The organism is Methylobacterium sp. ap11 (assembly GCF_900110515.1).
GTDB classification, from domain to species: Bacteria; Pseudomonadota; Alphaproteobacteria; order Rhizobiales; family Beijerinckiaceae; genus Methylobacterium; species Methylobacterium ajmalii.
Genome location: NZ_FOEB01000004.1, coordinates 123,556 through 148,817 on the forward strand (window position 1 = coordinate 123,556; position 25,262 = coordinate 148,817).

Below are 25,262 nucleotides of genomic sequence, written 5' to 3' on the forward strand. Positions count from 1 at the left end.
GGCGGGGCCGGGCGGCATGGGATAAGCATGGGCGTTCTCGCTTGTCCCAAGGAACCGCCCGGACGCCGCGCCCTGCTTGGTGCGCCGCCGGGGCGCCAACGATCGCATGAGCCGCCACATCCTCCTTCCCGGCCCCGCCCTCCCGTCTCCCGGACGAAGCCGACGCTTCGCCCTCCGGTCCCGGTGAGGTCCGCGATGCCGAACAGAACCGGATCGCGCTCCGGCCCCGACGCGGCCGCCACCGACTCCGACGAGCCCGAGGCGGGCGACGCCGAGGCCGAGTTCCTGACCGTCCTCGGCCAGCGGGTGCGCACCATGCGCGCCGTGCGGGCGATGTCGCGCAAGGTGCTGTCGCAGACCTCCGGCCTGTCCGAGCGCTACATCGCGCAGCTCGAGGGCGGGCAGGGCAACGTCTCGATCATCCTGTTGCGCCGCGTCGCCATCGCGATGGGCGTGCGGCTCGAGGACCTGATCGCGGCGGTCGAGAGCCCGCCGGACTGGCCGGTGGTGCGCGACCTCCTGGAGAAGGCGGGGGCCGAACAGATCTCCGAGGCCAAGCGCGTCCTGTCGGGCGCGGCCGCCCCGGGGGAGGGCCCGACGCAGCGCGTGGCGCTCATCGGCCTGCGCGGGGCCGGCAAGTCGACCCTCGGGCGCATCCTCGCCGAGCGGATGGGCTGGACGTTCGTCGAGCTCAACCGCGAGATCGAGCGCGAGAACGGCCTGTCGGTGGCGGAGATCTTCGCGATCTACGGCCAGGAGACCTATCGCCGGCTCGAGCAGGGTGCCCTGCGCCAGCTCGCCGAGCGGCCGGGCCCGATGGTGCTGGCGACCGGCGGCGGCATCGTCGCCGAGCCGGTCACCTACGACCTGCTGCTGTCCTCGTTCTTCACCGTCTGGCTCAAGGCGCGGCCCGAGGAGCACATCCACCGGGTGCGCGAGCAGGCGGCCAAGGGCCTCGCCCAGGCCCGGATGCCCGACAGCGACAACGCCCTGCGGGAGATCCGGGCGGTGCTGATGAGCCGCGAGCCGCTCTACGCCCGTGCCCGGGCGGTAATCGACACCGCCGACCACACCGTGGCCGAGACCGCCGGCGAGCTGACCGGCCTGGTCGAGGGCTATCTCGGCGGGACCGCGCGGCGCGGGATCTGAGGCGCCCGCGAGACCGGCCGCCACAGGCATTCTGGCCGCAAACGAGTCGACAGGGTCGCCGTGACGCACGAGAGATCATGGCGGGGTCGTGGAGCACGATGGAGAGCTCGAACCGGGCCGGGAGCGACGACGCGCCGGAGAGCGCGGCGGGCCAGGTGGTCGAGGCGGCGCATTTCTCCGCCACCCGCAGCATCCGCACCGAGGCCGAGGCGCTCCGATGCTGGCCCGCGCCCTCGACCACGAGCTGAAGGCCGGGTTCGGCGCCGCCGTCGCGGCGATCCACGACATCCCGGGCCGGGTGATCGTGTCGGGCATCGGCAAGAGCGGCCATATCGGCCGCAAGATCGCCTCGACGCTCGCCTCGACCGGCACGGCGGCCTCGTTCATTTATCCGAGCGAGGCCAGCCACGGCGACCTCGGCATGATCACCCAGCAGGACATCGTCATCGCCCTGTCCTGGTCGGGCGAGACGACCGAACTCGGCGACCTGATCAGCTTCTCGAAGCGCTTCGCCGTGACGCTGATCGGCATGACCTCCAACCCCGACAGCACGCTCGCGGCCCGGCTCGAGACCGTGGCCCAGCTGATGCACGCGGGCGAAGAGATGCCGCTGGAGCCCCGCGGGGTCCGGGTCTCCGAGGCGCTGATCGCCGTGATGGGCAAGCGCTTCGGCTGTGCCGGCATCGTGGACGAGGGCGGTCGGCTCGTCGGCATGTTCACCGACGGCGACATGCGCCGCCACATGAGCCGGGGCGTCGGCCACGGCGACCTCCTCGACCGCCGCGTCGAGGAGATCATGACGCCAAAGCCGATCACCACCACCCCCGGCACCTTCGCCAGCGCCGCCCTGGAGTTGATGAACCGGACCCAGATCACCGCCCTGTCGCCGTGGATCGCGGGCGCCCGGTCGGCATCCTGCACATCCACGACATTCTTCGGGCCGGGGTGGTCTGAGGCCATCGGCCGGCCACACACCTGGACGGCGCGCCGTGTCATCCGGGACTCGACGAGGTCGGGCCCGGCATACGTCACGGCGGGGGCGCAGTGCGGGAGCGACGGCCGTGCGCGAGAACCCTCCCCCCAAGACGCCCTTTCCACCCAAGAACCCTCCCCCCTCTGCGGGGGAGGGTGGCGAACGAAGTGAGCCGGGAGAGGGGCAGCGCGACGCTGCTTGGTATGGCGCCCTTCAGAGCGGCTCCGTTTTATCCGGCGGCGTGGTTCCCCTCTCCCGACCCCTGCTGACGCAGGGGCCACCCTCCCCCGCAGAGGGGGGAGGGTTCTCGCGCGCAACCGTCGCTCCCCTCAATACGGCACCCCACCCCGCCGCTTCTCCCGCAACGCCTCGGCGTACCACGTCAGTTCGTCGAGGAAGCGCCCGGTCGGGCGTTCCAGCCACGGCTGGAGCGGGCGGCCGTCCTCGTCGAGGGCCTTGTGCACCTCGGGGATCGGCAGGAGCGAGGGGATGCTCGGGGTGCCGAGCTCGCCCAGCATGGCGCGCAGCTGCATCGCCGCCCGCACGCCGCCATAGCGGCCGGCCGAGTAGCAGACGATCGCCGAGGGCTTCCAGAAATACTCTTCCAGGAAGTGGTCGAGGGTGTTCGACAGGGCCGGCGGGATACTGTGGTTGTACTCCGCCGACACGACGACGAGCCCGTCCGCGCGGCGATGGAGGGCGGCGAGCCGCTCCAGCGGCTCCGGCGCCTCGCCCTTCGGGTATTCCTTGTACATCCGCTCCAGGAGCGGCAGGCCGAGCTCGGCCGGGTCGACCAGCGGCGCCTCGTGGCCGCGGGATTCGAGGGCCCGGACGAGGTAGCGGGCGGCGCGCAGGCCGTTGCGTCCCTGGCGCACCGAACCGAGGACGACCGGGAACACGAGCGACATGGCGGGACTCCGGGAAGCGAGAACGCTCCCCGGAGCCTACACCGTCTCGGCAGGATCTCACATCATGCCGAGCATCCGCGGCAGCCACAGCGAGATCGCCGGGACGTAGGTGACGACCACGAGGAAGATCAGCATCGTGAGGAGCCACGGCCAGACCGCGATGGTCAGCTCCGTGATGCCCATGCGGGTGATGCCGGACGCCACGTAGAGGTTGAGGCCGACCGGCGGGTGGCACATGCCGACCTCCATGTTGACCACCATCATGATGCCGAAATGCACCGGGTCGATGCCGAGCTTGGCGGCGATCGGAAACAGGATCGGCGCCATGATCAGCACGATGGAGGACGGCTCCATCACGTTGCCGGCGACGAGCAGCAGGATGTTGACGATCAGCAGGAAGACGACCCAGTTGAGGCCCGCCCCGGTGATCCAGCTCGCCATCGCCTGCGGGATCTGCTCGCTCGTCATCAGGAACGAGAACAGCACCGCGTTGGTGATGATGTAGAGCAGCATCGCGCTCATGTTGGCCGAATCGAGCAGCACCCGCGGCACGTCTTTCCAGGTGAGGTCGCGGTAGACGAACAGCGCGATGACGAAGGCGTAGACCGCGCTGACCGCCGCCGCCTCGGTCGGCGTGAAGGCGCCGCTGTAGATGCCGCCCAGCACCAGCACGATCAGCAGGAGGCCCCAGACCGACTTGCGGAACGCGACCCAGCGCTCGCGCCAGCTCGCCTTCGGCATCCGTGGGTAGCCGAACTTGCGCGCCCGGTACCAGGTGGTGAAGCCGAGGAGCGCCGCCAGCATCAGGCCCGGGATCACGCCTGCGACGAACAGGGTCGAGATCGACGCCGAGGAGACGCGCTGGCCGTCGGGCCCGGTCACCACCGCGCCGCTGGTGGCCACCGAGTACATCACCATGACGATCGAGGGCGGGATCAGGATCCCGAGCGCCCCCGAGGTGGTGATGACGCCGGCGCCGAAGCGCTTGGGGAACCCCTGCGCCACCATGGCGGGCAGGATGATCGAGCCGATCGCCACGACGGTGGCCGGGCTCGAGCCCGAGATGGCGGCAAACAGCGCGCAGGCCATGACGCCGGCGAGCCCGAGGCCCCCGTGCCAGTGGCCGACCATCGAGGTCGCGAAGTTGATCATCCGCCGGGCGACGCCGCCATGGGTGAGGAAGTTGCCCGACAGGATGAAGAACGGGATCGCCATGATCTCGAAGTTCTCGATTCCCGTGAACAGCTTGAGCGCCACCGCCTCGATCGGCACGGTGGTCATGGTGAACAGGAAGGTGAGCACCGAGAGGCCGAGCGCGATCGAGATCGGCATGCCGGTGAGCATCAGGGCGATGAGCAGCCCGAAGATGATGGCGGCGTTCATCGGGCGGTGCCTCCGGTGCGGGCTTCATCGGCCAGGTCCTGCGCCGCGTGCGGGCTCTCGACCACGCCCTCGACGTGGCCGGGATCGTGGTGGGGCAGCTCGCCGGTGCGCCAGAAGCTCCAGGCGACCTGCAGGAAGCGGAAGCACATCAGGTAGGAGCCGAGCGGGATCGCCAGGTAGACGACCCAGCTCGGGATCTCGAGGTCCGGCGTGGTCTGGTCGGTGTCGACGAGGCCGTAGACGAAGCGGGCGCCCATCGTGCCGACGATCACCGTGAACAGCGCGCCGCAAAGCAGGCCGAACAGCACGATCCGGTCGCGCCAGGCGGGAGGCAGCTGGTTCACCGCCACGTCGACGCCGACATGGATGCCGGTGCGCACCCCGTAGGCGGCGCCGAACTTCGCCATCCAGACGAACATGTAGATGCACAGCTCCTGGGCCCAGGAGAGGTGGATCGCCGTGGTGATCGGATACAGCGCGTCGATGCCGGAGGCGTAGCGGTGGACCACCGCGACGAAGATCAGCAGCGTCGCGCCCGCCATCAGGCTCGCGATCAGGATCTCCTCGAGACGGTCGAGGATGCGCAGGGGGTGCATGGGGTCTCCCGGAGGCGGCAGGGGCGCGAGGAGCGGCGCGGGACGGGGCGTCAGGACTGGCCGGCGCCCGGCCAGGGGAAGCGGATGTTGCCGTCGCGCAGGCCCGCCAGCACGACCTCGACCCCGCCGGACTTCACCATCCATTCGAGGCGGTGGTCGCGGTATTCCCGGCGTCGCCCGCCGGTGGTGTAGAGCTCGGAGGCCTCCGCCATCCGGGCCGCCGCCGCGTCGAACTCCCGGAAGGTCTCGGCGACCGAGGGGCGCTCGCGGATCCGGGCATGCCAGCGCCCGAGCGGGCTGCCGTCGGCGGGTCCTAGGCCGTAATGGACCGAACGGTTGACCATCGGGGCCGCCGCCGCGTCGGCCCAGCCGAAGACCTCGCCCCCGAACCACGGCGCGTCGCCGAGGCGGGCGGCGAGCCAGTCCTGCAGCACCGCCGTCTGCGCCGCGGCCTCCGCCCGCAGGCGCTCGGCCAGCGCTCCGGTGGCGCGGCGGAACCACAGGATCTCGCCGAACCCCCAGTTCACCGCCTCGTACTGGGTGTCGCAGATCTCCTCGGTCATGCGGGCGAGGGCGCGCTTTGCCGGGTCTTGCGGCAGCAGGGCCGGCTCGGGCCAGCGCTCCTCGATGTATTCGAGGATCACGGTCGATTCGAAGATGCTCAGCGCGCCGTCGACCAGCACCGGCACCTCGGTGCGCGGGTTGGCCTGCGCGAAGGGACCGTCGCTGCGGCCGGTGCCGAAGCTCTCGGGCAGTTCGGCGGTGAAGGCCACGCCCTTCTCGCGCAGGGCGATCTTGACCTTCTGCGCATAGGACGAGAGCGGGTGCTCGTAGAGCAGCATGACGTCGGTTCCCCCCGGAGCCGTTTCGTTCGTTTGCGCCACCTTCGCACACGGCAGCGTGGCAGGTGAAGCAGACGGGATCGGCCGAGGCGGAAAAACTTGGACACACGGCGCCGCCCGGGCTGGCCGGCGCCAGGTTTGCCTGCATATGACCGGGTGGCCGCGCCGGCCGAGATGCACGAGAACCGCGCCGAGGACGATTCCATGCGACTTCCCCGCACCCTCCGGGCCGCCTGCCTCCTCCTCGTCGCCGCGTCCGCCGTCCCGGCCGCGGCGGCGGAGCCCATGACGGTGTTCGCGGCGGCGAGCCTGAGGAACGCCCTCGACGAGGCCGGCAAGGCGTTCACGGCCGAGAGCGGCATCCCGGTGCGGGCGAGCTACGCCGCCTCATCGGCCCTGGCGCGCCAGATCGAGCAGGGTGCGCCGGCCGACCTCTTCGCCTCGGCCGACCTCGAATGGATGGACTACCTCGCCGCCCGCAGGCTGATCCGGCCCGAGACCCGGGTGGACCTCCTCGGCAACCGCCTGGTCGTGGTGGCGCCGAAGGACGCGACGGTCGCCGAGGCCGCGTTCACGCCGGACTGGTTCGCCCGGGCGCTCGGTCCCGACGGGCGGCTCGCGACGGGAGAGGTCAGCTCGGTGCCGATCGGCAAGTACGCCAAGGCGGCGTTCGAGACGCTTGGGCTCTGGACGCAGCTCCAGCCGCGGCTCGCCCAGGCCGACAACGTCCGGGCGGCCCTGGCGCTGGTCTCGCGCGGCGAGGCGCCGCTCGGCGTCGTCTACGAGAGCGATGCGCGGTCGGATCCCGGCGTGAAGGTGGTGGGCGTGTTCCCGAAGGACAGCCACAAGCCGGTGATCTACCCCTTCGCGGTGACCGCCGAGGCGAAGGGCGAGGGCGGCGCGCGCTTCCTCGGCTACCTGCGCAGCAAGGCCGCCCGGCGCTTCTTCGAGGCGCAGGGGTTCACGGTGATCGGGGAGGGGGCGTCGCAATAGGACGCCCCGCGCGCGGTCACGCGAGCTGGAAGCCGAAGGCCAGGGGATCGCGCTCGTCGACCAGGATGGTGTTGTGCCCGATCACCCGGGCCCAGCCGCCGATGCTCGGGCGGATGGCGGCATGCCCGCCGACCTCGGCGGTTCCCTCGACCCGGCCGTGGAACAGCGTGCCGATGATGCTCTCGTGCACGAAGTCGTCGCCGACCTTCAGGAGCCCCTTGGCGGTCCTCTGCGCCATCCGGGCCGAGGTGCCGGTGCCGCAGGGCGAGCGGTCGATGCCCTTGTCGCCGTAGAACACCGCGTTGCGGGCGTGCGCCTGCGGGTGCTTGGCCCGGTCGGCCCACATGACGTGGCTGAGGCCCTGGATGCGCGGATCCTCCGGGTGGACCGGCGCCACCGCCTTCTGCACCGCCTGGCGCACGAGCGGGCTCAGCGTCAGGATCTCCGCCGAGGTCGTGCCGTCGAGCCCGGCCCATCCCGGTTGCGGCTCGACGATGGCGTAGAAGTTGCCCCCGTACGAGACGTCGACGGTGAGCGGCCCGAGGCCCGGCACCTCCACCCGCACGTCCGCCGCGTGCAGGTAGCTCGGGATGTTGTAGAGGCGGACCTCCTCGACGAAGCGGCCGTCGCGGCGGTACTCGACCTCGATCCGGCCGGCCGGCACCTCGAGGGCGAGGCGCCCCTCGGTGCGGGGCACGACGAAGCCCTGCTCCAGCGCCACCGTGACGGTGCCGATCGTGCCGTGGCCGCACATCGGCAGGCAGCCCGAGACCTCGATGAACAGGACCCCGAGATCGCAATCCTCCCGCGACGGCGGATAGAGGATCGAACCCGACATCGCGTCGTGGCCGCGCGGCTCGAACATCAGGGCCCGGCGCACCCAGTCGTGCTCGGCGACGAAGATCTGCCGCTTCTCGCCCATCGACACGTTGGGCAGGACCGGTGCCCCGCCGGCGACCACCCGCACCGGGTTGCCGCAGGTATGGGCGTCGACGCACAGGAAGGTGTGGGGGTGCATGACGGGGCGGTCTCCGGGATTCGGCTCCAGGCGCGAAGGCTCCTTCGTCGCAGAAATCGCCCCGGCGGCCTAGCGGGCTTTTTCCCGAGGCCTCGGGGATCGGGCCGTCACCGAAAGATCAGCTGGAACAGCGGCTTGGCGCCGAGAGGGGCGCCCGCAGGATCGCAGGGCGCTCGCGCGTGGGAACCGCCACGGTCGAGGACCAAAATCTCATCCCGCCACGCCGGCGGGCCAGATGACGCACGGGTAGAGGGGCGACCTAGGGCAACCCGGCGGCGGCTGCGACGTTCTCGGCTTCGTGGCGCGGCCCCTGAGCGGGCCCGCAGCGTCGTGGTCGACGTGACGTCGACCGGCGCAGTCTCGGCCAGCGAAAGGAGGTCGCCGATGATGGACAATATCGTTCAGGGGTTCACCCAGTTCCGTGAGCAGGTGTTTCCGAGCCAGCGCTCGGTCTACCAGCGCCTCGTCCATGACGGCCAGAAGCCGAAGGCCCTGGTGATCTCCTGCGCCGATTCCCGCGTCGTGCCCGAGCTGATCACTCAGGCCGGGCCGGGCGAGCTGTTCGTCACCCGCAACGTCGGCAACATCGTGCCGCCCTTCGCCACCATGATGGGCGGCGTGACCGCGGCGGTCGAGTACGCCGTGATGGCGCTGAACGTGCGCGACATCGTGGTCTGCGGCCACTCGGATTGCGGCGCCATGAAGGGCCTGCTCACCCCGGGCCTCGGCGAGAAGATGCCGAGCGTCGCCGCCTGGCTGCGCCACGGCGAGGCCGCCCGCAAGATCGTCTGCGACGCCTACCCGGACGACATCGACGACAAGCGCCGCCTGCACGCCCTCGCCATGGAGAACGTGCTGGTGCAGCTCAACCACCTGCGCACCCACCCGGCGGTGGCGAGCGCGCTCGCCTCGGGCCAGCTCACCCTGCACGGCTGGCTGTTCGAGATCGAGACCGGCCACCTGCTGGTCTATGACGGCGAGGCCGGCCGCTTCGTGGTCCTGGCCGAGGAGGACGAGCTTCCGGTTGCCGAGGCCGCTGCCTCGCCGCGCCTCGCCGCCGCCGGCGTCGGCGCGCCCGAGGCCCGGGCGGCCGAGTAGCGGGCCTCCCGCCCGTCGCCTCTCCACAGGCGGGCGGATTGACAGGCGCAGAGGGGCGGGTGACGACGGCCGGCATGGCAGACCTCCCGGCAGACCCCCGACCCGACCGCTCCCGCGACGCCCGCTTCGCGTGGATCGCCGCCAGCGCGACCCTGGCGACGATCCTGATCGCCAACTTCGCGCCGGCCTCCGGGCCGGCGCCGCTTCCCCGGCCGGCGGCGGTCTCGCCGGCCGAGGATCCAGGCTGCCGCGAATGGACCGATTCCTGCCGCGTCTGCACCCGCGGGGCCGACGGGGTCCATTGCTCGACCCCGGGTTTCGCCTGCCAGCGCGAGGCCCTGCGCTGCACCGGGCGGTGAGCGCGGCCCGGGCGGGCGGCGCGCGGAAGGCGGCGGCGAGACGACCCGATCAGGCCGGTCGCGCGCCCAGGGACACCGCAACGCCGGCGCACCCGTCCGCGAGGGCGTAACCGTTCCGACCCCGGTGCTTGGCCCGGTAGAGGGCCCGGTCGGCCTCCTCGAACAAGGCGTCCCTGGCATCCCCGGCGCGGGGAAGCCCCGCCGGCTCGAGGGCAACGCCGACGCTGATCGTGACGACGCCGACCCCGTCCGGCCGCGCGGGATGGGATATGCCGAGATTCTCGACGGCGGAGACCAGGGCGGCGGCGAGCCGGGCGGCCTCCGGCGCGCCCGCATCTCGCACCACGAAGGCGAATTCCTCTCCGCCGAACCGGGCCGCCAGGACATCGGGATCGGGGAACCCGGGATCCGGCACGAAGGTCTCGAACAGGGCCGCCACCCGGCGCAAGCACGCATCGCCCTCCGGATGCCCCAGGGCGTCGTTGAACGGCTTGAAATGGTCGACGTCGATCATCAGCAGCGCGACGGCGCGGTCCTCGGCGAACCACGCTGCCACGGTCTCGTCGAGGAGGCGACGGTTCGGCAGCCCGGTGAGGGGGTCTGTGTGCGACAGGCCCTGGAACCGCTGCCGGGCCGCCTCCGCCGCCTCGGAGGCGAGCAGGGCCTTGAGCGTGCGCCGGTAATCGCGGCACCGCTGCCGCTCCATGCGGAAGTTGGCGTAGAGGCTGAAGGCGCAGCCGGTGGCGTATTGCACCGGCAGGGCGTACCGCAGGTCGGGATCGAGCCCCGCCTTCGTGAACACGGCCAGCGTGGCGCACAGGAAGGCGACGGCCGTGAAGACCAGGGCGTGGCGAAACCGCAGCGCCAGCAGCAGGTTGCCGTAGATCACGACTAGGATCGACTCGCCGAACGTGAACACGCCGAGCGGAGCCGTGGTCAACCAGAACAGTAGCATCGGCAGCGCCATCGACCCAATCATGCCGCCGAGCACGAGACCCTCGCGGGCCGCCGGCCCGACCCGCGACAGCATCCAGGCCAGGGCGAGGGAGCCGGGCGTCACGACGAGCAGCCGCATCGCGACGCTCAGATCGAGGATGTCCGGCATCAGCCAGACGCTGGTGAAATTGTAGACGTTGTAGAAGATCAGCCCGACCAGGATCAGTTGCCGCAGGCCCGCGACCCTCTGGGGGCCATGCTCCGCCTCGTAGCGGGCTTCGGTGCGGGGATGGAGGCGCAGCAGCCGATCGAGGCGGCCGAGGGTATCGGGCTCCAGCGGAGCGACGGCGGTCACGGCTACTCTCCTACCGGCGTCCCGGCACCGGCCGATACCCTGGGGCAGAACCGCTACGCGACTGTTAATGTGGTGCGTCGAACCTCCCGGATCGCTGCTGCCGATAGGATGACCGATGCGGCACGTGCGGCCGCCGGTCCGGCGAGCGGGGTCGATCGGGCCGCCGGCTGCCACGCAGCCCCGATACCGCGCGGCCCCGTCGCATCGCAGCCATGACGCCGCCTCCCTTGCGGGCGGCGCGGGCCTTCGCCAAGACGGACCCGCAAGAACGGACACCGGTCGACAAGGACCCCGTTCGGGACGACCCCGGTCCCGTGCCGCCCGCTTCGCGCGGGCCCGCCGGGTCGTTTCCTCCCTCCACGGGCCGGCCCCTTCAGGATGACCATGGCGAGCAGCGCGAGCGGCGAGGCGACCTCCGTCGAGACCACCCGGACCGAGCCGGGCTGGGCCGGGCCCGGCTTCGTCGAGTTCGTGGCCCTGATGGCCCTGATGATGGGCCTGACCGCGATCACGATCGACAGCTTCCTGCCGGCCTTCCCGGCGATCCAGGGCGACTTCGCGGTCCAGGATCCCAACCGGCTGCAGCTTCTCGTCTACGTCTACATGCTGGGCTTCGGCATCGCCCAGCTGTTCTACGGTCCGGTCTCGGACGGGACCGGGCGGCGGCCGGCGCTGATCGCCGGCATCGGGATCTACCTCGCCGGGACCGTGCTCGCCATGCTGGCGCCGAGCTTCGAGATGCTGCTCCTCGCCCGCGCCATCCAGGGCATCGGCGGGGCCGCCGGCCGGGTTCTGGCGGTGGCGATCGTGCGCGACCGCTACGAGGGCCGCGACATGGCCCGGGTGATGTCGTTCTGCATGATGGTCTTCCTCATCGTGCCGATCCTCGCTCCCTCGATGGGGGGTGCGATCCTGGTGTTCGGCAACTGGCGGCTGATCTTCGGCGCCATGCTGGCGCTCGCCCTCGTCACCCTGGCCTGGTTCGGCACCCGCCTGCCCGAGACCCTGCACCCGGCCTTCCGCCGGCCGGTCTCGGCCCGGGCGATCGGGTCGGGCATCGCCGTCACGGTCGGCACCCGGACCTCACTCGGCTACGCCACGGCGCTCGGGCTCACCACCGGCTGCATCATGGGCTATGTCGGCTCGGCGCAGGCGATCTTCGACACCGGCCTCTATCACCTGGGCGCCCTGTTTCCGGTCGCCTTCGCGCTCATCGCCGGGGCGATGGGCGTCGCCACCCTGATCAATGCCCGTTTCGTGCGCCGCCTCGGCATGCGGCGGCTGGCGCATATGGGCACGGTCGGGCTGTTCGCGGTCGCCTGCCTGCAGCTCGTCCTGATGCTGGCCTTCGGCGGCAAGCCGCCGGTCTGGGTGCTGATCGCCACCCTGTCGGCCTGCCAGTTCCTGATGAGCTTCGCGATGCCGAACTTCAACGCCCTGGCGATGGAGCCGCTGGCGGCCATCGCCGGCACCGCCTCCTCGTTCATCGGCTTCTACACCACTCTCCTCGCCGCCTTCTGCGGCCTCATCGTCGGCCAGTCCTTCGACGGCACCGTGACGCCGCTCGCGGTCGGCTACTGCGCGCTCAGCGGGCTCGCCCTCGCGACGGTGCTGTGGACCGAGCGCGGCCGGCTGTTCGGCGCGGGCGCCCGGTAGAGCCCCCTTAACCCCTCGGGCGCCACCGTCCGGCCATCACGACGGGAGTGTCTCGGGATGGCTGCGCGCAACGACGGAATCCTGCTCGCCGGGCGGCTGCTCCTGGCCTCGGCGCTGCTGCCGGCGGCGATCGGGCGGGCGCTCAATCCCTCGGGCTTCGCCCTCACGCTCGCGGCCACCGGCATGCCCTACCCGAACGCCGTCGCGACGGTGTCGGTGGTGATCGGGCTGTTCGGGCCGCTGCTCCTGCTGCTCGGGGTGCTGCCGCGCGTCGTCGGCCTCGGGCTCGCCGTCCACGCGGTGGTGGCGGGGCTGCTGCTGCACCGGTTCTGGGACTTTTCCGGCGCGGGCGCGCGGGTCGAGCAGGAGCTGTTCCTCGCTCAGCTCGGCCTCGCCGCGGGCTTCGTGCTCTATGCCGTCACCGGCCCCGGCGGCTGGAGCTGGCAGGGCTGGTGGCACGGCGGCGAGCGACCGGCCGAGCGCGCGCCCGTTCGCGCCCCGGCGCCTGCCGCCCCGGCGGCCAAGCCGCCGCGCAAGCGCGCCGCGCCGCCCCGGGGACCGCGCCCGGCCAAGGCTGCCGCATAGGAGGGCTGCGGCGTAGGGGAGACGTCGACGATCCGGCCCAGCGGGAGGACGCCCGTTGAGGCCGTCAGGCCGTCAGGCGTTGGCGCTCGATCACGACCGGGTCGGGATAGCGCCGGGTCACGTCGCAGGCCACGCCGATGAGCCGGGCGCCCCCGCCGGGCGTCCGCACCAGGCTGCCGCGGGCGGACAGCCAGCGCAGGCGCCCCTCGTGGTCGGTGATGCGGTATTGCGCGTCGTAAGCTCCCTCGCCGCGCAGAGCCGGCTCCAGGCTGGCGAGAACGACCGGCAGGTCCTCCGGCAGGATCATCGCCAGGAACTCGTCGAGCGGCCCCCGGGTCACGCCCATCAGGCTCTCGCCGATCTCCGAGCAGCTGACCTCGCGGGTCGCCGCGTCGATGTCCCAGGTCATCATCTCGGCCGCCGACATGGCGAGGCGCAGCCGCTCCTCGCTGGTGCGCAGGGCCTCCTGCGCGCGGACCTGCTCGTCGATGTCGGCCATGGTGCCGACCCATTCGCGGATCGCGCCGTCGGCGCTCTCGATCGGGATCGCCCGGCCGAGCATCCAGCGGTACTGCCCGTCGCGGTGGCGTACCCGGTAGGTCGCGTCGAGCGGCGTGCCGCTCTGGCAGCAGGCCCGCCACAGGACCTCGGTGCCGCCGCGGTCGTGCGGGTGCAGGGCGTCGAGCCAGCCGAACCCCTGGAGCTCGGCCTCGCTCAGGCCGGTCCGGGCGCTCAGGCCGAAGGTCTGGACCAGCCCGCCATCCGGCCCGGTGCGCCACTCCACCGCGGCGCTCGCCTCGACCAGGGCGCGGTAGCGCTGCTCGCTCTCCCGCACGCCGTCGGGCTCGTCCTCGGCCCGCACCGGCGCAGCGCCGGGCGGCGGGGGGGCGACGTGACGGAAGCTCGGCTCGTAGCGGCCCAGCGGCAGGTCGATGCGCACGCCGATCGGGCAGGTCGGGTCGGCGTAGATCTGCTGCAGCACCTGGCGCAGGCGCCGCGCCTCGACCCGCACGATGGCGTCCGTCGCCGGATCGAAGCTGGTCGAGCGGCCGAGCGCGTCGGTCGCGATGGTGTAGGACTTGAGCAGGCTGCCGCGCCCGGCCAGGCTCTCGCGCACGACGTAGGACAGGAACGCCGAGAGCTGCGGCGATTTTTTCAACGGCGGCAGGTTCAGCAGGGCGTCCAGGGCAGCGTGGATGTTCTCGCTTCCGATCGCTTCCCGATCCATGTCCGTTCCCGTCACCTTCCGCCCCGCCCGGCGCAAGCGGCCGTGCTGGTCACGCGCCGCGATTCGTCTCGCCGCGCTCCTGTATTCGGCCGATGATGCGACGCCGTGCATCGTCCGCCTCGCACCACCGCAAGGTGATACGGCAGACGGTCACAGTGTCAAGCGACCAGCGCAGGCGCTCGATTGACCATGCGTCACAACGGGGAAATCGACCCGCGACCTTCGTCTAATAATGAGAGACCATCGGGCTGGAATTCCGCGACGATGGACGAAATCGGAGGAGGCGAAGCAAGATCGAGCATACCGGTCAATTGCGACTGGATTGCCGAAACGGCTTGCCAAGGAGTGAGCCGGCGCCGGATCGACGCAGTGCTTGCCGCAATCAGGCACTTGCCGAATTATCCCGTCACCGGGATCGCGATTCCGGCACGAATGCCTGCCGCCGGGCCGGCTCCGACTGGAACGAGGGTGTTCGAAGCCCGCCGGCCGGCGTCACTCCGCCAGCAGCCGGGCCCCGACCACCGCCGCCGCGGCCCGGTTCTGGACCCCGAGGCTGCGCAGCAGCGCCGCCATGTGGACCTTGACGGTCCCCTCGCCGAGCTGGAGCCGCCTGGCGATCTCCTTGTTCGAGCGTCCCTCGACCAGGAGGGCCAGGACGTCGCGCTGGCGCGGCGTCAGGTCGGGGATGCGCAGCGGGCGCCCGTCGCCGCGGCCGTCCGGGCCGGGGATCCGCGCCTCGAAGGATGGGCGCGGGCCCGCACCGTCGAGCACCGCCAGGGACGCCGGCACGAAGATATGCCCGTCGAGGATCATGCCGACCGCGCGGGTCAGCTCGGCCGAGCCGATCCCCTTCGGCACGTAGCCGTGGACGCCGACCTCGAGGGCGGTGAGGATCTTGTTGCGCTCGGTCGAGGCCGAGACGACCGCCACCTTCACGGCCGGGAAGCATTCCCGCACCGCGCTCAGGCTGCCGGGGCCTTCCATGCCGGGCATCGCGAGGTCGAACAGCGCCAGGGTCACGGCCCCGCGCCGGGTCGAGAGCTGGTCGACGGCCGCGTCGAGGGAGCCGGTCTCGATCACCTCGGTGAACCCGAAGTTGCGCGTCAGAATCGCCACCACGGCGAGGCGGAAGAAATCGTCGTCATCCGCGATCAGGGCGACTGGCGGAGTCGGTTGGGTCATACCGTGGCGTCTCTGGATACGGTCCGTGCCCGATCCTAGAGCATGTCGGGGCCGCGTGGGTACCCTCCCGTTGGGGAATAACCGGCAATATCAACGACCTATCCCCGGCGCGGCGTCATTTGGCGCACCGTGTGGCCCCCCTGCGGCGGCGTCACCGTCAAGTTTTGAACGCACCACTCCCCTGCGGCGCCTCACCGCATGACAACGTTTTCATCGACGTCGGCTCCCCCGGCCGGCGAATCACCGCCGCCGCGTCGGGCGCGTGCGGACGATGGCGCGCGAGGACCTGCACCGGGAAGCCGGCGGTCGGGGCGGTGGTGCCGGAGCGCGGGATTGCGTGGCTTTGCGGGGCTCGACCGGGGTCGCCGCCGACCCGGATGCCGACCCCGCTCGACCGGCGGGCGGACCGGACCGCCGCGCCGGTCACCTTTATTTTTCCATCCTGCGGTATCAGATCGCCCGGCAACTGATCGCTCAGGCGGGGCCGCGCCCCGCCCGTGCCGCGGCGGGACCGCGGGCAGGGAACCGGATGTATCACGCGGGCAAGGACGGCTGGCTGTTCCTCACCGGGGGCACCAACGAGGTCGCGGACCAGTACCGCCGCGTGCGCCCGATGGAGCGGGTCCTGCGCCAGTGGCGCCGGCGGATCGTGCAGCGCGTGCAGCGTTGCCGCGGCCTCGGCACCCGCTACCTGCACCTCGTGGTGCCGGAGAAGCTCAGCGTCTACGAGGACCGCTTCGACGGGCTGACCCTCGATCCGCGCCTCGCCCCGGCCCGCCGCCTCGGCGACCTGATGCGCTGGTCGCTGACCGGGCGCCGGGCCTGGATCGAGCTCCTGGAGCCGATGCGGGCGCGGCGGAACGAGCGCGACCTGCACTACCGCACCGACACGCACTGGAACATCCACGGCTGCCTGCTCGCCTACCGGCTGGTCTGCCGGGCCTGCGGCGCGACGCCCCGCACCGACTTCCTCGACCGGCCGCACCAGCGCTTCGAGGCGGTGCTCGACATCGGCAACAAGCTCGAGGCCCAGCCCCTCGAGACCGTCCACAACTACCAGCTCTTCCGGGACGCCGTGCGGGTCTCGGGCGGCACCCTCATCGACGCCTACACGGCCGCCGGGCGCCTGGGCGAGCTTCATACCGGGGCGCACGCGGTCTACCGCAACGCCTCGCCGGAGGCCGACCCCCGCACCCTGGTGCTGTTCGGCGATTCCTGCGCCAACTTCTCCGGCAACGGCCTGACCGCGATGCTGGCCGAGACCTTTCGCGAGGTCCACTTCATCTGGTCGGCCAACCTCGACTGGGCCTATATCGAGCGGATCCTGCCCGACCTCGTGCTGTGCGAGCAGGTCGAGCGCTTCCTGCCCCGCGTCCCCGACGACGACCTCGACCTCACGGCCGTCGAGGCCGAGCGGCTGGAGGCCCTGGAAACCGCGGCCTGACGCGCATGTTCCGCGAAGGGGATTGCCGCGTCGCGCAACCCGCTTGACGAAAAACCGGCATATGCCACTAAATCGCCGGCGCCGGGATCGCCGGTTCCAGCCGAGGAGCGCCGCCCGATGGATGCGCGCACCCACCGCCTTCTCCACGCCCCGATCGGGCCGACGCTCCTGCGGCTCGCCGCGCCCAACGTCGTCGTGATGCTGGTCCAGGCGCTCGTCGGCCTGATCGAGACCGCCTTCGTCGCCGGGCTCGGTACCGACGCGCTGGCCGGCATGGCGCTGGTCTTCCCCGTGCTGATGCTGGTGCAGATGATCTCCGCCGGCGCCATGGGAGGCGGCATCCTGTCGGCGGTGGCGCGCAGCCTCGGGGGCGGGCGGCGGGCGCAGGCCGACGCGCTGCCGTGGTACGCCGCCGCCATCGGGCTGGGTCTCGGCCTCCTCACCACGCTCCTCGCCCTCGGCTTCGGCCCGGCGCTCTACCGGATCATGGGCGGGGAGGGCGCCTCGCTGGCGGCGGCCTCCACCTACGGCGGCGTGGTGTTCTCCGGCGCGGTGCTGGTCTGGCTGTTCAACGCGCTGGCGGCGGTGATCCGCGGCACCGGCAACATGGCGCTGCCGGCGATCGTGACGAGCGTCGGCGCCGCCGTGCTGGTCCCGCTCTCGCCGGCGCTGATCTACGGCGTCGGGCCGCTCCCGGGCCTCGGCATCGTCGGGGGCGGCGTCGCGGTGCTGGCCTACTACGCGGCCGGCGCGGTCGTGTTCGCCCACCACCTCTGGGCCGGGCGCGGCCTGCTGCGGCCCGCCTCGCGCCCGCCGCGCCTCGAATGGGCGCCGCTGCGCGACATCCTGCGGATCGGCGCCGTCTCGTCGATCGTCAGCGCCACCACCAACGCGACGATCGCCGCCGCCACCGCCTTCGCGGGGGCCGCCGGCCCCGCCGCGGTCGCGGGCTACGGCACCGGCGCGCGGCTCGAATACCTGCTGGTGCCCCTGGTCTTCGGCCTCGGCGCGCCGATCGGCGCCATGGTCGGCACCTGCATCGGGGCCGGCGACCGGGCCCGGGCGCTCCGGGTCGCCTGGACCGGGGCCGCCATCGCGGGGGCGCTGACCGAGGCGATCGGCCTTGCCGCCGCCCTGTGGCCGCTGCCGTTCCTGCGCCTGTTCGGCCACGACCCGCAGATGCTCGCGGTCGGCGCGCGCTACCTCCACCTCGTCGGACCGTTCTACGGCTTCGCCGGCATCGGGCTGGCGCTCTATTTCGCCTCTCAGGGCGCCGGACGGGTCGGGTGGCCCCTCGTCGCGGGGCTTGCCCGCATGGCGGTGTCGATCGGCGGCGGCCTCCTCGCCCTGCGCCTCGGGCTGTCGCTCGACGGGGTCTTCCTGGCGCTCGGCCTCGGGCTCGCCGCGCTCGGGTTGATCAATACCGGCGCAGTCGCGACCGGCGCGTGGTTTCGCGGCGAGCGGGCATCGCCCGCCCTCGTCGCGGCGGGAGGGAAATAGGCGATGACACGCGAACTCTACCTCGACGATCTGGCCGCGGGCCAGGTCTATCGCTCCGGCGAGAGGACCGTGAGCGAGGCCGAGATCGTCCGCTTCGCCGGCGAGTTCGACCCGCAGCCCTTCCACCTCGACGCCGAGGCGGCGCGCACGACGTTCTTCGGCGGCCTCGCGGCGAGCGGCTGGCACACCGCGGCCCTCACCATGCGGCTCCTCGTCGACAGCGAGATGCGGATCGCCGGGGGCATCGTCGGGGCGGGCATGGACGAGGTGCGCTGGCCCAAGCCCCTGCGCCCCGGCGACACGATCCGGCTGGAGAGCGAGGTGCTGGAGGTGCGGCCCTCGCGCTCGCGCCCGAGCCAGGGCCTCGCCAAGGTGCGCACCACGACCCTCAACCAGCACGGCGAGGCGGTGCAGGTGCTGGTTGCCAACCTCCTGGTGGTACGCCGGCCGGCGGGGTGACGCCGCCTTCTCCGGTGGGCGCCTATCCGGGAACCCGTAACCGCGCGGGATTGCCCACGACGGTCCCGCCCGCCGGCACGTCGCGGGTCACCACGCTGCCCGCCCCGACGATCGCATCGTCGCCGATGGTGACGCCGGGCAGGATCTGGGCACCGCCGCCGATCCAGACATTCGCCCCGATCGCGACCGGCCGGCCGAACTCGAGCATCTGCCGGCGCTGGGCCGGATCGCGCGGGTGGTCGGCGGTCATGATCTGCACGCCCGGCCCGATCTGGGTCATGTCGCCGATCGTCACCTGCACCACGTCGAGGATGCAGCAATTGAAATTCAGGAAGACGCCGCGCCCGAGGCTGATGTTGTAGCCGTAGTCGCAGAAGAACGGCGGGCGGATGTTGCAGCCCTCGCCGACCCGGGCGAAGGCCTCGGCGAGGAGGGCCTGGCGCTCCGGCTGGGTCAGGGTGCTGCGGGCGTTGTAGCGGTCCATCCAGGCCGAGATGCGCCGGTTGTCGGCGTCGAGTTCCGGGTCGTCGGCGACGTAGAGCGCGCCGGAGAGCATCCGCTGCTTCTGGCTCGTCGGGGTCATGCAATCCTCGCTGTCGGTTGGTATTGGGCCGCGATGCGTACATATGTACACATAGCCAACGGAAGCCAACCCGCCCCGGCCTCCGACATGCCCCGCGAGACCTCCGCTTGACCGCCTCCCCGCGCCGTCACGATCCCGACCGCCGCGCCCGCCTGATCCGGGTCACCCTCGACGTGATCGCCGCGCACGGCGTCGCCGGCACCACGCACCGGCGCATCGCCGCGGCGGCGGACGTGCCACTCGGCTCGCTGACCTACCATTTCGCCGGCCTCGACGACCTCCTGACCGAGGCCTTCACGCTGCTCGCCGACACGGTCTCGGCCCGCTTCGAAGCGCGGCTCGACGCGGCGACGACCCGAGCCGAGGCCTGCGAGGCGGTGGTCGACCTCGTCGTCGAGGAGGACTGGGCGACGCCCCGCACGATGCTCCTGAGCTACGAGCTCTACGCCTACGCCGCCCGGGTGCCGGCCCTGGCCGAGGTGATGCGCGCCTGGATGGGCAAGAGCCGGACGGCGCTGGAGCGCCACTTCTCGCCCGAGGAAGCGCGGGCCCTCGACGCGATGATCGAGGGGCTGACGATCCACCGCTCGGTCGACCCCCGGCCGGCCGGCCGCGACGAGGTGCGGGCGATCGTCGCCCGGCTCGCCGCCCCGCTTCCTTGAAAAGCCCGCCTCCGGCCCGCATATCCGCCCGCGACGAATTGTTCCCATGCGGAGAACCGAGACGTGAGCGAGACTGTGGAGCGGCATTCCTTCGGCGCCGAGGTCGGGCGCCTCCTGGACCTCGTGGTCCACGCCCTCTACTCCGAGCGCGAGATCTTCCTGCGCGAGCTGGTCGCCAACGCCGCCGACGCGGTCGACCGGCGCCGGTTCGGGGCGCTGACGGATTCCGCCCTGGCGCTGCCCGCGGACGCCAAGGTGCGGATCAACCCCGACAAGGCGGCCCGCACCCTGACCCTGTCCGATCCCGGCATCGGCATGACGAAGGACGAGCTGGCGCAGAATCTCGGCACCATCGCGCGCTCCGGCACCCGGGCCTTCAGCCAGTCGCTGGCCGACGCCAAGCCCGAGGAGCGCCCGAGCCTGATCGGCCAGTTCGGCGTCGGATTCTACTCCGCCTTCATGGTCGCCGACCGGGTCGAGGTCACCTCGCGCAAGGCCGGCTCCGACGAGGCCTGGACCTGGGCCTCGGAAGGGCAGGGCGAGTACACGCTCGCGCCCGCGACCCGGGCCGAGCCCGGAACCGATATCGTCCTGCACATGAAGGCCGATGCCGAGGAGTACCTCGAGGGCATCCGGCTCGAGACCATCCTGCGCAAGTGGGCCGACCACATCACCGTGCCGGTGACGCTGGTGCGCGATGGCGAGGAGGTCGCCGGGACCAAGGGCACGGCGCTCTGGCGCAAGCCGAAGTCCGAGGTGAGCGAGGAGGAGTATACCGAGTTCTATCGCCAGGTGGCGCACGCGTTCGACAAGCCGTGGGCGACCCTGCACTGGCGGGCGGAAGGCCAGCTCGAGTTCAACGCGCTGCTGTTCGTGCCGGGCATGAAGCCCTTCATGGCGATCGAGGAGCAGCGCGAGAGCAAGGTGCGCCTGCACGTGCGCCGGATGTTCATCACCGACGAGGCCGGGCTGCTGCCGTCCTGGCTGCGCTTCGTCCAGGGCGTGGTCGACACCGAGGACCTGCCGCTCAACGTCTCGCGCGAGATGCTGCAGGCGACCCCCGTGCTCGCCCGCATCCGCCGGGCGGTGACCGCCAAGGTCGTGTCCGAGCTGAAGAGCCGGTCGAAGGACGCGGACTCCTACGCCACCTTCTGGCAGGCCTTCGGGCCGGTGCTGAAGGAGGGGCTGTGGGAGGATGCCGACCACCGCCAGGACATCGCCGGTCTGCTGCGCTTCCGCTCCTCGACCACCGAGGGCTGGGTCTCGCTCGCCGACTACGTGTCGCGGATGAAGCCGAACCAGGAGGCGATCTACATCCTGGTCGGCGACGACGTCGACGCGCTCAAGCGCTCGGCTCAGATCGAGGGGTTCTCCGCCCGCGGCATCGAGGTGCTGCTGCTCTCCGACCACGTCGATGCGTTCTGGCCCGAGCGCTACGACAGCCACGACGGCAAGCCGATCCGCAGCATCACGCAGGGCAGCGACGACCTCTCGGCCTTCGAGCCCGAGGTGGCGGAGGGCGACGCCCCGGCCGACCTCGCCGACCTGCTGCCGAAGCTGAAGGAGGCGCTGAAGGACGACGTCTCCGACGTGAAGGCGAGCCAGCGCCTCGTCGACAGCGCGGTGCTGCTCTCGGCCCCGGCCTTCGGGCCCGACCTGCAGATGCAGCGCCTGCTGCGCCGGGCCGGCCGCGGCGCCGGCATGGGAGCCGGGATGGGCGGCCAGCCGGTGCTGGAGCTGAACCCGCGCCACCCGCTGATCCGCCGCATCGCCGAGCGGGCGGCGGCCGGGGAGGATGTCGGCGAGGCGGCCCAGACCCTCGTCGACCTCGCCCACGTCCAGGGCGGCGACCCGCCGCGCGATCCCGTCGCCTTCGCCCGCCGGGTGGCGAGCGCGCTCGCGCAGGGCTGACCCCGCCGGGGCGTCGCCGCCCCGCGACGCCGGACGCGCGGGCCTCCTGCGCGTCCGGCCCGTTTCCGGAAGAACCGAAAGACGTCGCCGTCCCCGGAGGGCCCGCCGGCACGGCGGCGGGTACCCGGCGAACGATCGGCGCGACGCGGGCGGCGTCCGGCGGAGCCCCGGGCCGGGACGTGCCGCCTCCCGCTTTACTGTCGCGCCACCGGCGCTAATTTCCGCTCCGTCATGACGGCAGCCCGCGCTGGCGAACCGCGGGTGGAGGGCCCGGAGACGATGAACCCGCTGATCCGCAAGCTCGAACGGTTCACCCGCCTGAGCGATGCCGACAAGCGCCTGCTGCAGCAGGCCGCCTCGGCGCGGATCGTCAACTACGACACCCACCAGGACATCATCGCCGAGGGCGAGGAGCCCTGCGACGTCAACCTGATCCTCGCCGGCTGGGTCTGCCGCTACAAGCAGCTCGCCGACGGCAGCCGCCAGATCATGTCGTTCCTGCTGCCGGGCGACCTGTGCGACCTGAACATCTTCCTGCTGAGCCGGATGGACCACGCGCTCGGCACCCTGACCCCGGTGACGGTCGCCAAGATCTCCCGCGACCTCCTCGACCGGATGCTGAACGCCGACCCGCGCCTGACCCGGGCCCTGTGGTGGGAGGTGCTGGTCACGGCGGCGATCCACCGGGAATGGCTCGTCAACATCGGCCGGCGCAGCGCCCTCGAACGGGTGGCGCACCTGCTGTGCGAGATCTTCGTCCGCCAGCAGGCCGTGGGCCGGGTGAAGGACGACCGCTGCGAGCTGCCCGTCACCCAGGCGGAGCTCGCCGACGCGCTCGGCCTCTCGGCGGTCCACGTCAACCGCACCCTGCGCGAGCTGCGCCAGTCCGGGCTGATCGACTGGCGCGACAAGTCCCTCGTCCTCCCGGACCTCGACGCCCTCACGGCGCTCGCCCGGTTCGATCCGGACTACCTGCACCTCGACCACGAGGGCGAGCGGTTCGAGGCCGGCGCCTGACCGGCGGCCGCGCGGGGCTGCCTGCGCGTCGGCCGGACCCCGAAAGCTCTCCCTAGATCCCGCCAGCCGCGCCCGACCGGATCGGCGCGCCCTTCCTCGTCGCGCGGCACACCCGAGACGATACTCGCGACGCGGCGCTCCCGCGCAAGTGGGAACCAAGCGCCCGATCCGGCGGTTCTCCGCCCAAGATGACAGTACGCTGTCATATCGACAGCCAGTAGCGAAGCGACCGTGCCCGAGCCGACGACTCCTTCCGCATCGCCGCCGGGGACCGACCCGGACGGCGGCCGTCCCGCCCTCACCGAGCTGGTCCTGGCGGTGTTCCGTCTCAACGGCGACCTGCTCGCCGCGGGCGACGCGCTCGTCCACGATCTCGGCCTGACCAGCGCCCGCTGGCAGGTGCTGGGCGCGGTCGCGCTCTCGCCGGTCCCGCTGCCGGTGGCGCACATCGCCCGCAACATGGGCCTGACCCGCCAGGCGGTGCAGCGCGTCGTCGACGACCTCCATGCGGCCGGGTTCCTGCGGGTCGAGCCGAACCCGCACCACCGGCGCGCCCACCTGATCGCCCTGACCGGGACCGGCGAGAGCGCCTACCGCGAGGCCATCGCCCGCAAGGACGTCTGGTTCGCCGACCTGTGCGCCGGCCTGCCCCCCGACGGCATCGCGGCCGCCGCGGGCCTGCTGCGCGAGATCCAGCGCCGGATCGGCGCGGCCGCGCAGGACGACTGATCCCTTCCCCGAATCCGATGCGAGGTTGCCATGTCCCCGACGTCCTCTTCCGCCTTCGACGCCGAGGTCATCGTCGTCGGCGCCGGCCCGATCGGCCTGACCACGGCCTGCGCGCTGCGCCACCATGGGATCGACTGCCTGGTCCTGGAGGAGCGGACCGAGGTGCGGGCCTATTCCCGCGCCAACAACCTCTGGGCGCGGCCGCAGGAACTCCTGGCCGGGATCGGCTTGCGCGACGCCCTGGCGGAGCGGGCCTACCCGATCCGGCTCGTCAACTTCCTCCTGAACGGCACGCCGACGACCCCGATCGCCATCGACGACGTCGAGAGCCCGTATCCGCGGGTGCTCTACAGCGGCCAGGACGTGATCGAGACCACGCTGACCGCGACGCTCGAGGAGCGCGGCGGCCGGCTGGCGCGCGGGCGCGAGGTCGTGGCGGCGGCGCAGGACGCGGACGGCGTGACCGTCACGGTGCGGCGCGACGGGGCCGAGGAGCGGTTGCGCGCCCGCTACGTCGTGGCCGCCGACGGCGCGAAGAGCACGCTGCGTCCGCTGCTCGGCCTCGACTTCGAACCCGAGCGGTTCGAGGGCTGCATGAACCGGCAGGTCGACGCGAAACTGTCCTGGCGGCGCTCGCGGGAGCCCGACCAGCTCTGGTTCTTCTACTACGAGCGCGGCTTCTGCGGCGTGATGCCGGTCTGGGGCGGCTACCACCGCCTGTTCTTCCTCGCCGACGATACCGGCGTGCCCGACCGCGACCCGACGCTCGACGAGATGCAGGTGGTGGCGCGCGAGGTCACGGGCGACGAGACCCTGACCCTGACCGATCCGCAATGGCTGACCCACAGCCGCTTCCAGTACGGCGTGTCCCCGGCCTATGCCCGGGGCCGGGTCCTGCTCGCGGGCGATGCCGGCCACCTGTCGCTGCCGATCGGCGGGCAGGGGATGAATGCCGGCCTGCACGACGCGGTCGAGGTCGCCTGGCGGCTCGCCATGACCCTGCGGGGCGAGGCCGCGCCGGTCGTGCTCGAGTCCTACGACGCCGAGCGAGGGAGCGAGCACGCCCGGCTGAGCGCGCAGCAGGCGAAGGGGTTTCGCCGCACCGTCTATCGCGGGCCGGTCGCCGACGCGGCGCTCGGCCTCGCCGCCAAGGCGATTCCCGGCATCGGGGCGCTGCTCCAGGGCACCGACGACCTCCAGCAGCTCTCCGTGTGCTACCCGAAGAGCCCGCTGAACGAGGACCATCTCTCGGGCCTCGCCCACCTGTTCCGGCGCGGGCCCGGGCCCGGCGAGCGCGCGCCCGACGCGGAGGTCGTGCGGGACGGCGAGACGACCTCGCTGTTTCGCTTCCTCGCCAACCCGGACGGGCGGACGACCGGCTGGGCGCTGCTCTGCTTCGATGGCCGCGACCCGGCGTCCGCCGACGCCCTGCGCGCGACGATCGCGGCGGTGGCGCCCTGGCCGGTCGTACGGCCGCGCCTCGTGCTCGCCGGCCCGGCGTTCGAGATCGGGGACGCGCCGGTACTCTCCGACCTCGACGGCAAGGCGCACGGCGCCTACGGCCTGGAGGGACGGCCGGCCGTGATCCTGGTCCGGCCGGACGGGCACATCGCCTTCCGCGACGCCGCCGACCGGCCCGAGCGGCTCGCCGCCTATTGCCGGCGGGTCTTCGGGGCGGGCGCCGGAGCCTGAGGCG

At 72.1% G+C, this 25,262-nt stretch carries 26 protein-coding genes; 16 read left to right on the plus strand and 10 right to left on the minus strand.

What is annotated here, in order from left to right; all coding sequences use genetic code 11:
• Positions 1-195 precede the first annotated feature (195 nt).
• From BMX97_RS07180 to BMX97_RS07185, 3 genes are all read left to right on the plus strand, one after another.
• Complete coding sequence (locus BMX97_RS07180; RefSeq protein WP_091747344.1) at positions 196-1,149, plus strand: helix-turn-helix transcriptional regulator; 954 nt, start codon at positions 196-198, stop codon at positions 1,147-1,149.
• A gap of 77 nt (positions 1,150-1,226) precedes the next feature.
• Positions 1,227-1,397 carry a hypothetical protein gene (locus BMX97_RS34325; RefSeq protein ID WP_348273114.1) on the plus strand — a complete coding sequence of 57 codons (171 nt, stop codon included), beginning with the start codon at positions 1,227-1,229 and terminating at the stop codon, positions 1,395-1,397.
• Positions 1,367-2,293, plus strand: coding sequence for an SIS domain-containing protein (locus BMX97_RS07185; protein ID WP_348273115.1), 927 nt, complete (start codon positions 1,367-1,369; stop codon positions 2,291-2,293). Before BMX97_RS34325 ends, BMX97_RS07185 begins: the two co-directional genes overlap by 31 nt.
• A gap of 158 nt (positions 2,294-2,451) precedes the next feature.
• Here the strand turns inward: BMX97_RS07185 and BMX97_RS07190 are convergent, their stop codons facing one another.
• From BMX97_RS07190 to BMX97_RS07205, 4 genes are read right to left on the minus strand one after another with little or no spacing between them, the layout of a single operon-like run.
• Positions 2,452-3,030 carry an NADPH-dependent FMN reductase gene (locus BMX97_RS07190; RefSeq protein WP_091747347.1) on the minus strand — a complete coding sequence of 193 codons (579 nt, stop codon included), beginning with the start codon at positions 3,028-3,030 and terminating at the stop codon, positions 2,452-2,454.
• A gap of 57 nt (positions 3,031-3,087) precedes the next feature.
• Positions 3,088-4,413 carry a TRAP transporter large permease gene (locus tag BMX97_RS07195; protein WP_091747349.1) on the minus strand — a complete coding sequence of 442 codons (1,326 nt, stop codon included), beginning with the start codon at positions 4,411-4,413 and terminating at the stop codon, positions 3,088-3,090.
• Positions 4,410-5,009 carry a TRAP transporter small permease gene (locus BMX97_RS07200; protein WP_091747352.1) on the minus strand — a complete coding sequence of 200 codons (600 nt, stop codon included), beginning with the start codon at positions 5,007-5,009 and terminating at the stop codon, positions 4,410-4,412. The genes BMX97_RS07195 and BMX97_RS07200 overlap by 4 nt, the downstream gene beginning before the upstream one ends.
• Positions 5,010-5,059: 50 nt before the next feature.
• The gene (locus tag BMX97_RS07205) at positions 5,060-5,851 is read right to left on the minus strand and encodes a glutathione S-transferase family protein (protein ID WP_091747355.1); all 792 of its coding nucleotides are present in this window, start codon (positions 5,849-5,851) and stop codon (positions 5,060-5,062) included.
• A gap of 204 nt (positions 5,852-6,055) precedes the next feature.
• Between BMX97_RS07205 and modA the strand changes: the two genes are divergently transcribed.
• Entirely contained in the window at positions 6,056-6,844 is a 789-nt protein-coding gene (modA, locus tag BMX97_RS07210) for a molybdate ABC transporter substrate-binding protein (RefSeq protein WP_091747954.1), read from the plus strand.
• A gap of 16 nt (positions 6,845-6,860) precedes the next feature.
• Here the strand turns inward: modA and BMX97_RS07215 are convergent, their stop codons facing one another.
• Positions 6,861-7,862 (minus strand): 4-hydroxyproline epimerase, encoded by a 1,002-nt coding sequence (locus tag BMX97_RS07215; protein ID WP_091747358.1) that lies wholly within the window; start codon positions 7,860-7,862, stop codon positions 6,861-6,863.
• Between the two features lie 387 nt (positions 7,863-8,249).
• Here BMX97_RS07215 and BMX97_RS07220 point away from each other — a divergent pair, with 387 nt between their 5' ends.
• Together BMX97_RS07220 and BMX97_RS07225 are read left to right on the plus strand one after the other, a co-directional pair.
• Entirely contained in the window at positions 8,250-8,960 is a 711-nt protein-coding gene (locus BMX97_RS07220) for a carbonic anhydrase (protein ID WP_060849488.1), read from the plus strand.
• Positions 8,961-9,034: 74 nt separating this feature from the next.
• The gene (locus BMX97_RS07225; protein WP_091747361.1) at positions 9,035-9,319 is read left to right on the plus strand and encodes a hypothetical protein; all 285 of its coding nucleotides are present in this window, start codon (positions 9,035-9,037) and stop codon (positions 9,317-9,319) included.
• 49 nt (positions 9,320-9,368) lie between these two features.
• Here BMX97_RS07225 and BMX97_RS07230 read toward each other — a convergent pair whose 3' ends face one another.
• Positions 9,369-10,610, minus strand: coding sequence for a GGDEF domain-containing protein (locus tag BMX97_RS07230; protein ID WP_091747363.1), 1,242 nt, complete (start codon positions 10,608-10,610; stop codon positions 9,369-9,371).
• Positions 10,611-10,994: 384 nt separating this feature from the next.
• Between BMX97_RS07230 and BMX97_RS07235 the strand changes: the two genes are divergently transcribed.
• Positions 10,995-12,266, plus strand: coding sequence for a multidrug effflux MFS transporter (locus tag BMX97_RS07235; protein ID WP_091747368.1), 1,272 nt, complete (start codon positions 10,995-10,997; stop codon positions 12,264-12,266).
• Between the two features lie 57 nt (positions 12,267-12,323).
• Positions 12,324-12,851, plus strand: a complete 528-nt coding sequence (locus tag BMX97_RS07240; RefSeq protein ID WP_091747371.1) for a DoxX family membrane protein — start codon at positions 12,324-12,326, stop codon at positions 12,849-12,851.
• Positions 12,852-12,915: 64 nt separating this feature from the next.
• Here the strand turns inward: BMX97_RS07240 and BMX97_RS07245 are convergent, their stop codons facing one another.
• From BMX97_RS07245 to BMX97_RS31955, 3 genes are all read right to left on the minus strand, one after another.
• Complete coding sequence (locus tag BMX97_RS07245; RefSeq protein WP_091747375.1) at positions 12,916-14,079, minus strand: PAS domain-containing protein; 1,164 nt, start codon at positions 14,077-14,079, stop codon at positions 12,916-12,918.
• Positions 14,080-14,571: 492 nt separating this feature from the next.
• The gene (locus BMX97_RS07250) at positions 14,572-15,261 is read right to left on the minus strand and encodes a LuxR C-terminal-related transcriptional regulator (protein ID WP_091747377.1); all 690 of its coding nucleotides are present in this window, start codon (positions 15,259-15,261) and stop codon (positions 14,572-14,574) included.
• 157 nt (positions 15,262-15,418) lie between these two features.
• Complete coding sequence (locus tag BMX97_RS31955) at positions 15,419-15,727, minus strand: hypothetical protein (protein ID WP_143074568.1); 309 nt, start codon at positions 15,725-15,727, stop codon at positions 15,419-15,421.
• A gap of 63 nt (positions 15,728-15,790) precedes the next feature.
• On the opposite strand from BMX97_RS31955, the gene BMX97_RS07255 reads away from it, so the two are divergent.
• The 3 genes from BMX97_RS07255 (at position 15,791) to BMX97_RS07265 (ending at position 18,664) form a co-directional block, all read left to right on the plus strand.
• The gene (locus tag BMX97_RS07255; RefSeq protein WP_091747381.1) at positions 15,791-16,705 is read left to right on the plus strand and encodes an alginate O-acetyltransferase AlgX-related protein; all 915 of its coding nucleotides are present in this window, start codon (positions 15,791-15,793) and stop codon (positions 16,703-16,705) included.
• 117 nt (positions 16,706-16,822) lie between these two features.
• Entirely contained in the window at positions 16,823-18,205 is a 1,383-nt protein-coding gene (locus tag BMX97_RS07260; protein WP_091747384.1) for an MATE family efflux transporter, read from the plus strand.
• Between the two features lie 3 nt (positions 18,206-18,208).
• Positions 18,209-18,664: a MaoC family dehydratase gene (locus BMX97_RS07265; protein ID WP_091747387.1), complete on the plus strand. Its 456-nt coding sequence runs from the start codon at positions 18,209-18,211 to the stop codon at positions 18,662-18,664.
• Between the two features lie 22 nt (positions 18,665-18,686).
• Here the strand turns inward: BMX97_RS07265 and BMX97_RS07270 are convergent, their stop codons facing one another.
• A complete protein-coding gene (locus tag BMX97_RS07270) occupies positions 18,687-19,247 on the minus strand; it encodes a sugar O-acetyltransferase (protein ID WP_091747390.1) in 561 nt (186 codons plus the stop codon).
• 107 nt (positions 19,248-19,354) lie between these two features.
• Between BMX97_RS07270 and BMX97_RS07275 the strand changes: the two genes are divergently transcribed.
• The 5 genes from BMX97_RS07275 (at position 19,355) to BMX97_RS07295 (ending at position 25,258) form a co-directional block, all read left to right on the plus strand.
• Positions 19,355-19,909 (plus strand): TetR/AcrR family transcriptional regulator, encoded by a 555-nt coding sequence (locus BMX97_RS07275; protein ID WP_091747393.1) that lies wholly within the window; start codon positions 19,355-19,357, stop codon positions 19,907-19,909.
• A gap of 63 nt (positions 19,910-19,972) precedes the next feature.
• Positions 19,973-21,820, plus strand: coding sequence for a molecular chaperone HtpG (gene htpG, locus BMX97_RS07280; RefSeq protein WP_091747395.1), 1,848 nt, complete (start codon positions 19,973-19,975; stop codon positions 21,818-21,820).
• Between the two features lie 279 nt (positions 21,821-22,099).
• Entirely contained in the window at positions 22,100-22,837 is a 738-nt protein-coding gene (locus BMX97_RS07285; protein WP_060848031.1) for a Crp/Fnr family transcriptional regulator, read from the plus strand.
• A gap of 231 nt (positions 22,838-23,068) precedes the next feature.
• On the plus strand, positions 23,069-23,566 hold the full coding sequence (locus tag BMX97_RS07290; RefSeq protein WP_091747398.1) for a MarR family winged helix-turn-helix transcriptional regulator: 498 nt from the start codon (positions 23,069-23,071) through the stop codon (positions 23,564-23,566).
• 30 nt (positions 23,567-23,596) lie between these two features.
• Entirely contained in the window at positions 23,597-25,258 is a 1,662-nt protein-coding gene (locus BMX97_RS07295) for an FAD-dependent monooxygenase (RefSeq protein ID WP_091747401.1), read from the plus strand.
• Positions 25,259-25,262: the final 4 nt, after the last annotated feature.

Excerpts from the sequence above, each read along its gene's own strand:
- BMX97_RS07295 (WP_091747401.1), top strand. The coding sequence starts at position 23,597 with ATGTCCCCGACGTCCTCTTCCGCCTTCGACGCCGAGGTCATCGTCGTC.
- BMX97_RS07195 (WP_091747349.1), bottom strand. The coding sequence starts at position 4,413 with ATGAACGCCGCCATCATCTTCGGGCTGCTCATCGCCCTGATGCTCACC.
- BMX97_RS07265 (WP_091747387.1), top strand. The coding sequence starts at position 18,209 with ATGACACGCGAACTCTACCTCGACGATCTGGCCGCGGGCCAGGTCTAT.
- BMX97_RS07225 (WP_091747361.1), top strand. The coding sequence starts at position 9,035 with ATGGCAGACCTCCCGGCAGACCCCCGACCCGACCGCTCCCGCGACGCC.
- BMX97_RS07270 (WP_091747390.1), bottom strand. The coding sequence starts at position 19,247 with ATGACCCCGACGAGCCAGAAGCAGCGGATGCTCTCCGGCGCGCTCTAC.
- BMX97_RS07255 (WP_091747381.1), top strand. The coding sequence starts at position 15,791 with ATGTATCACGCGGGCAAGGACGGCTGGCTGTTCCTCACCGGGGGCACC.
- modA (WP_091747954.1), top strand. The coding sequence starts at position 6,056 with ATGCGACTTCCCCGCACCCTCCGGGCCGCCTGCCTCCTCCTCGTCGCC.
- BMX97_RS07185 (WP_348273115.1), top strand. The coding sequence starts at position 1,367 with ATGCTGGCCCGCGCCCTCGACCACGAGCTGAAGGCCGGGTTCGGCGCC.
- BMX97_RS07260 (WP_091747384.1), top strand. The coding sequence starts at position 16,823 with ATGGATGCGCGCACCCACCGCCTTCTCCACGCCCCGATCGGGCCGACG.
- BMX97_RS07200 (WP_091747352.1), bottom strand. The coding sequence starts at position 5,009 with ATGCACCCCCTGCGCATCCTCGACCGTCTCGAGGAGATCCTGATCGCG.
- BMX97_RS07215 (WP_091747358.1), bottom strand. The coding sequence starts at position 7,862 with ATGCACCCCCACACCTTCCTGTGCGTCGACGCCCATACCTGCGGCAAC.
- BMX97_RS34325 (WP_348273114.1), top strand. The coding sequence starts at position 1,227 with ATGGCGGGGTCGTGGAGCACGATGGAGAGCTCGAACCGGGCCGGGAGC.
- BMX97_RS07180 (WP_091747344.1), top strand. The coding sequence starts at position 196 with ATGCCGAACAGAACCGGATCGCGCTCCGGCCCCGACGCGGCCGCCACC.
- BMX97_RS07240 (WP_091747371.1), top strand. The coding sequence starts at position 12,324 with ATGGCTGCGCGCAACGACGGAATCCTGCTCGCCGGGCGGCTGCTCCTG.
- BMX97_RS07245 (WP_091747375.1), bottom strand. The coding sequence starts at position 14,079 with ATGGATCGGGAAGCGATCGGAAGCGAGAACATCCACGCTGCCCTGGAC.
- BMX97_RS07235 (WP_091747368.1), top strand. The coding sequence starts at position 10,995 with ATGGCGAGCAGCGCGAGCGGCGAGGCGACCTCCGTCGAGACCACCCGG.
- BMX97_RS07190 (WP_091747347.1), bottom strand. The coding sequence starts at position 3,030 with ATGTCGCTCGTGTTCCCGGTCGTCCTCGGTTCGGTGCGCCAGGGACGC.
- BMX97_RS07205 (WP_091747355.1), bottom strand. The coding sequence starts at position 5,851 with ATGCTGCTCTACGAGCACCCGCTCTCGTCCTATGCGCAGAAGGTCAAG.
- BMX97_RS07220 (WP_060849488.1), top strand. The coding sequence starts at position 8,250 with ATGGACAATATCGTTCAGGGGTTCACCCAGTTCCGTGAGCAGGTGTTT.
- BMX97_RS07250 (WP_091747377.1), bottom strand. The coding sequence starts at position 15,261 with ATGACCCAACCGACTCCGCCAGTCGCCCTGATCGCGGATGACGACGAT.
- BMX97_RS07285 (WP_060848031.1), top strand. The coding sequence starts at position 22,100 with ATGAACCCGCTGATCCGCAAGCTCGAACGGTTCACCCGCCTGAGCGAT.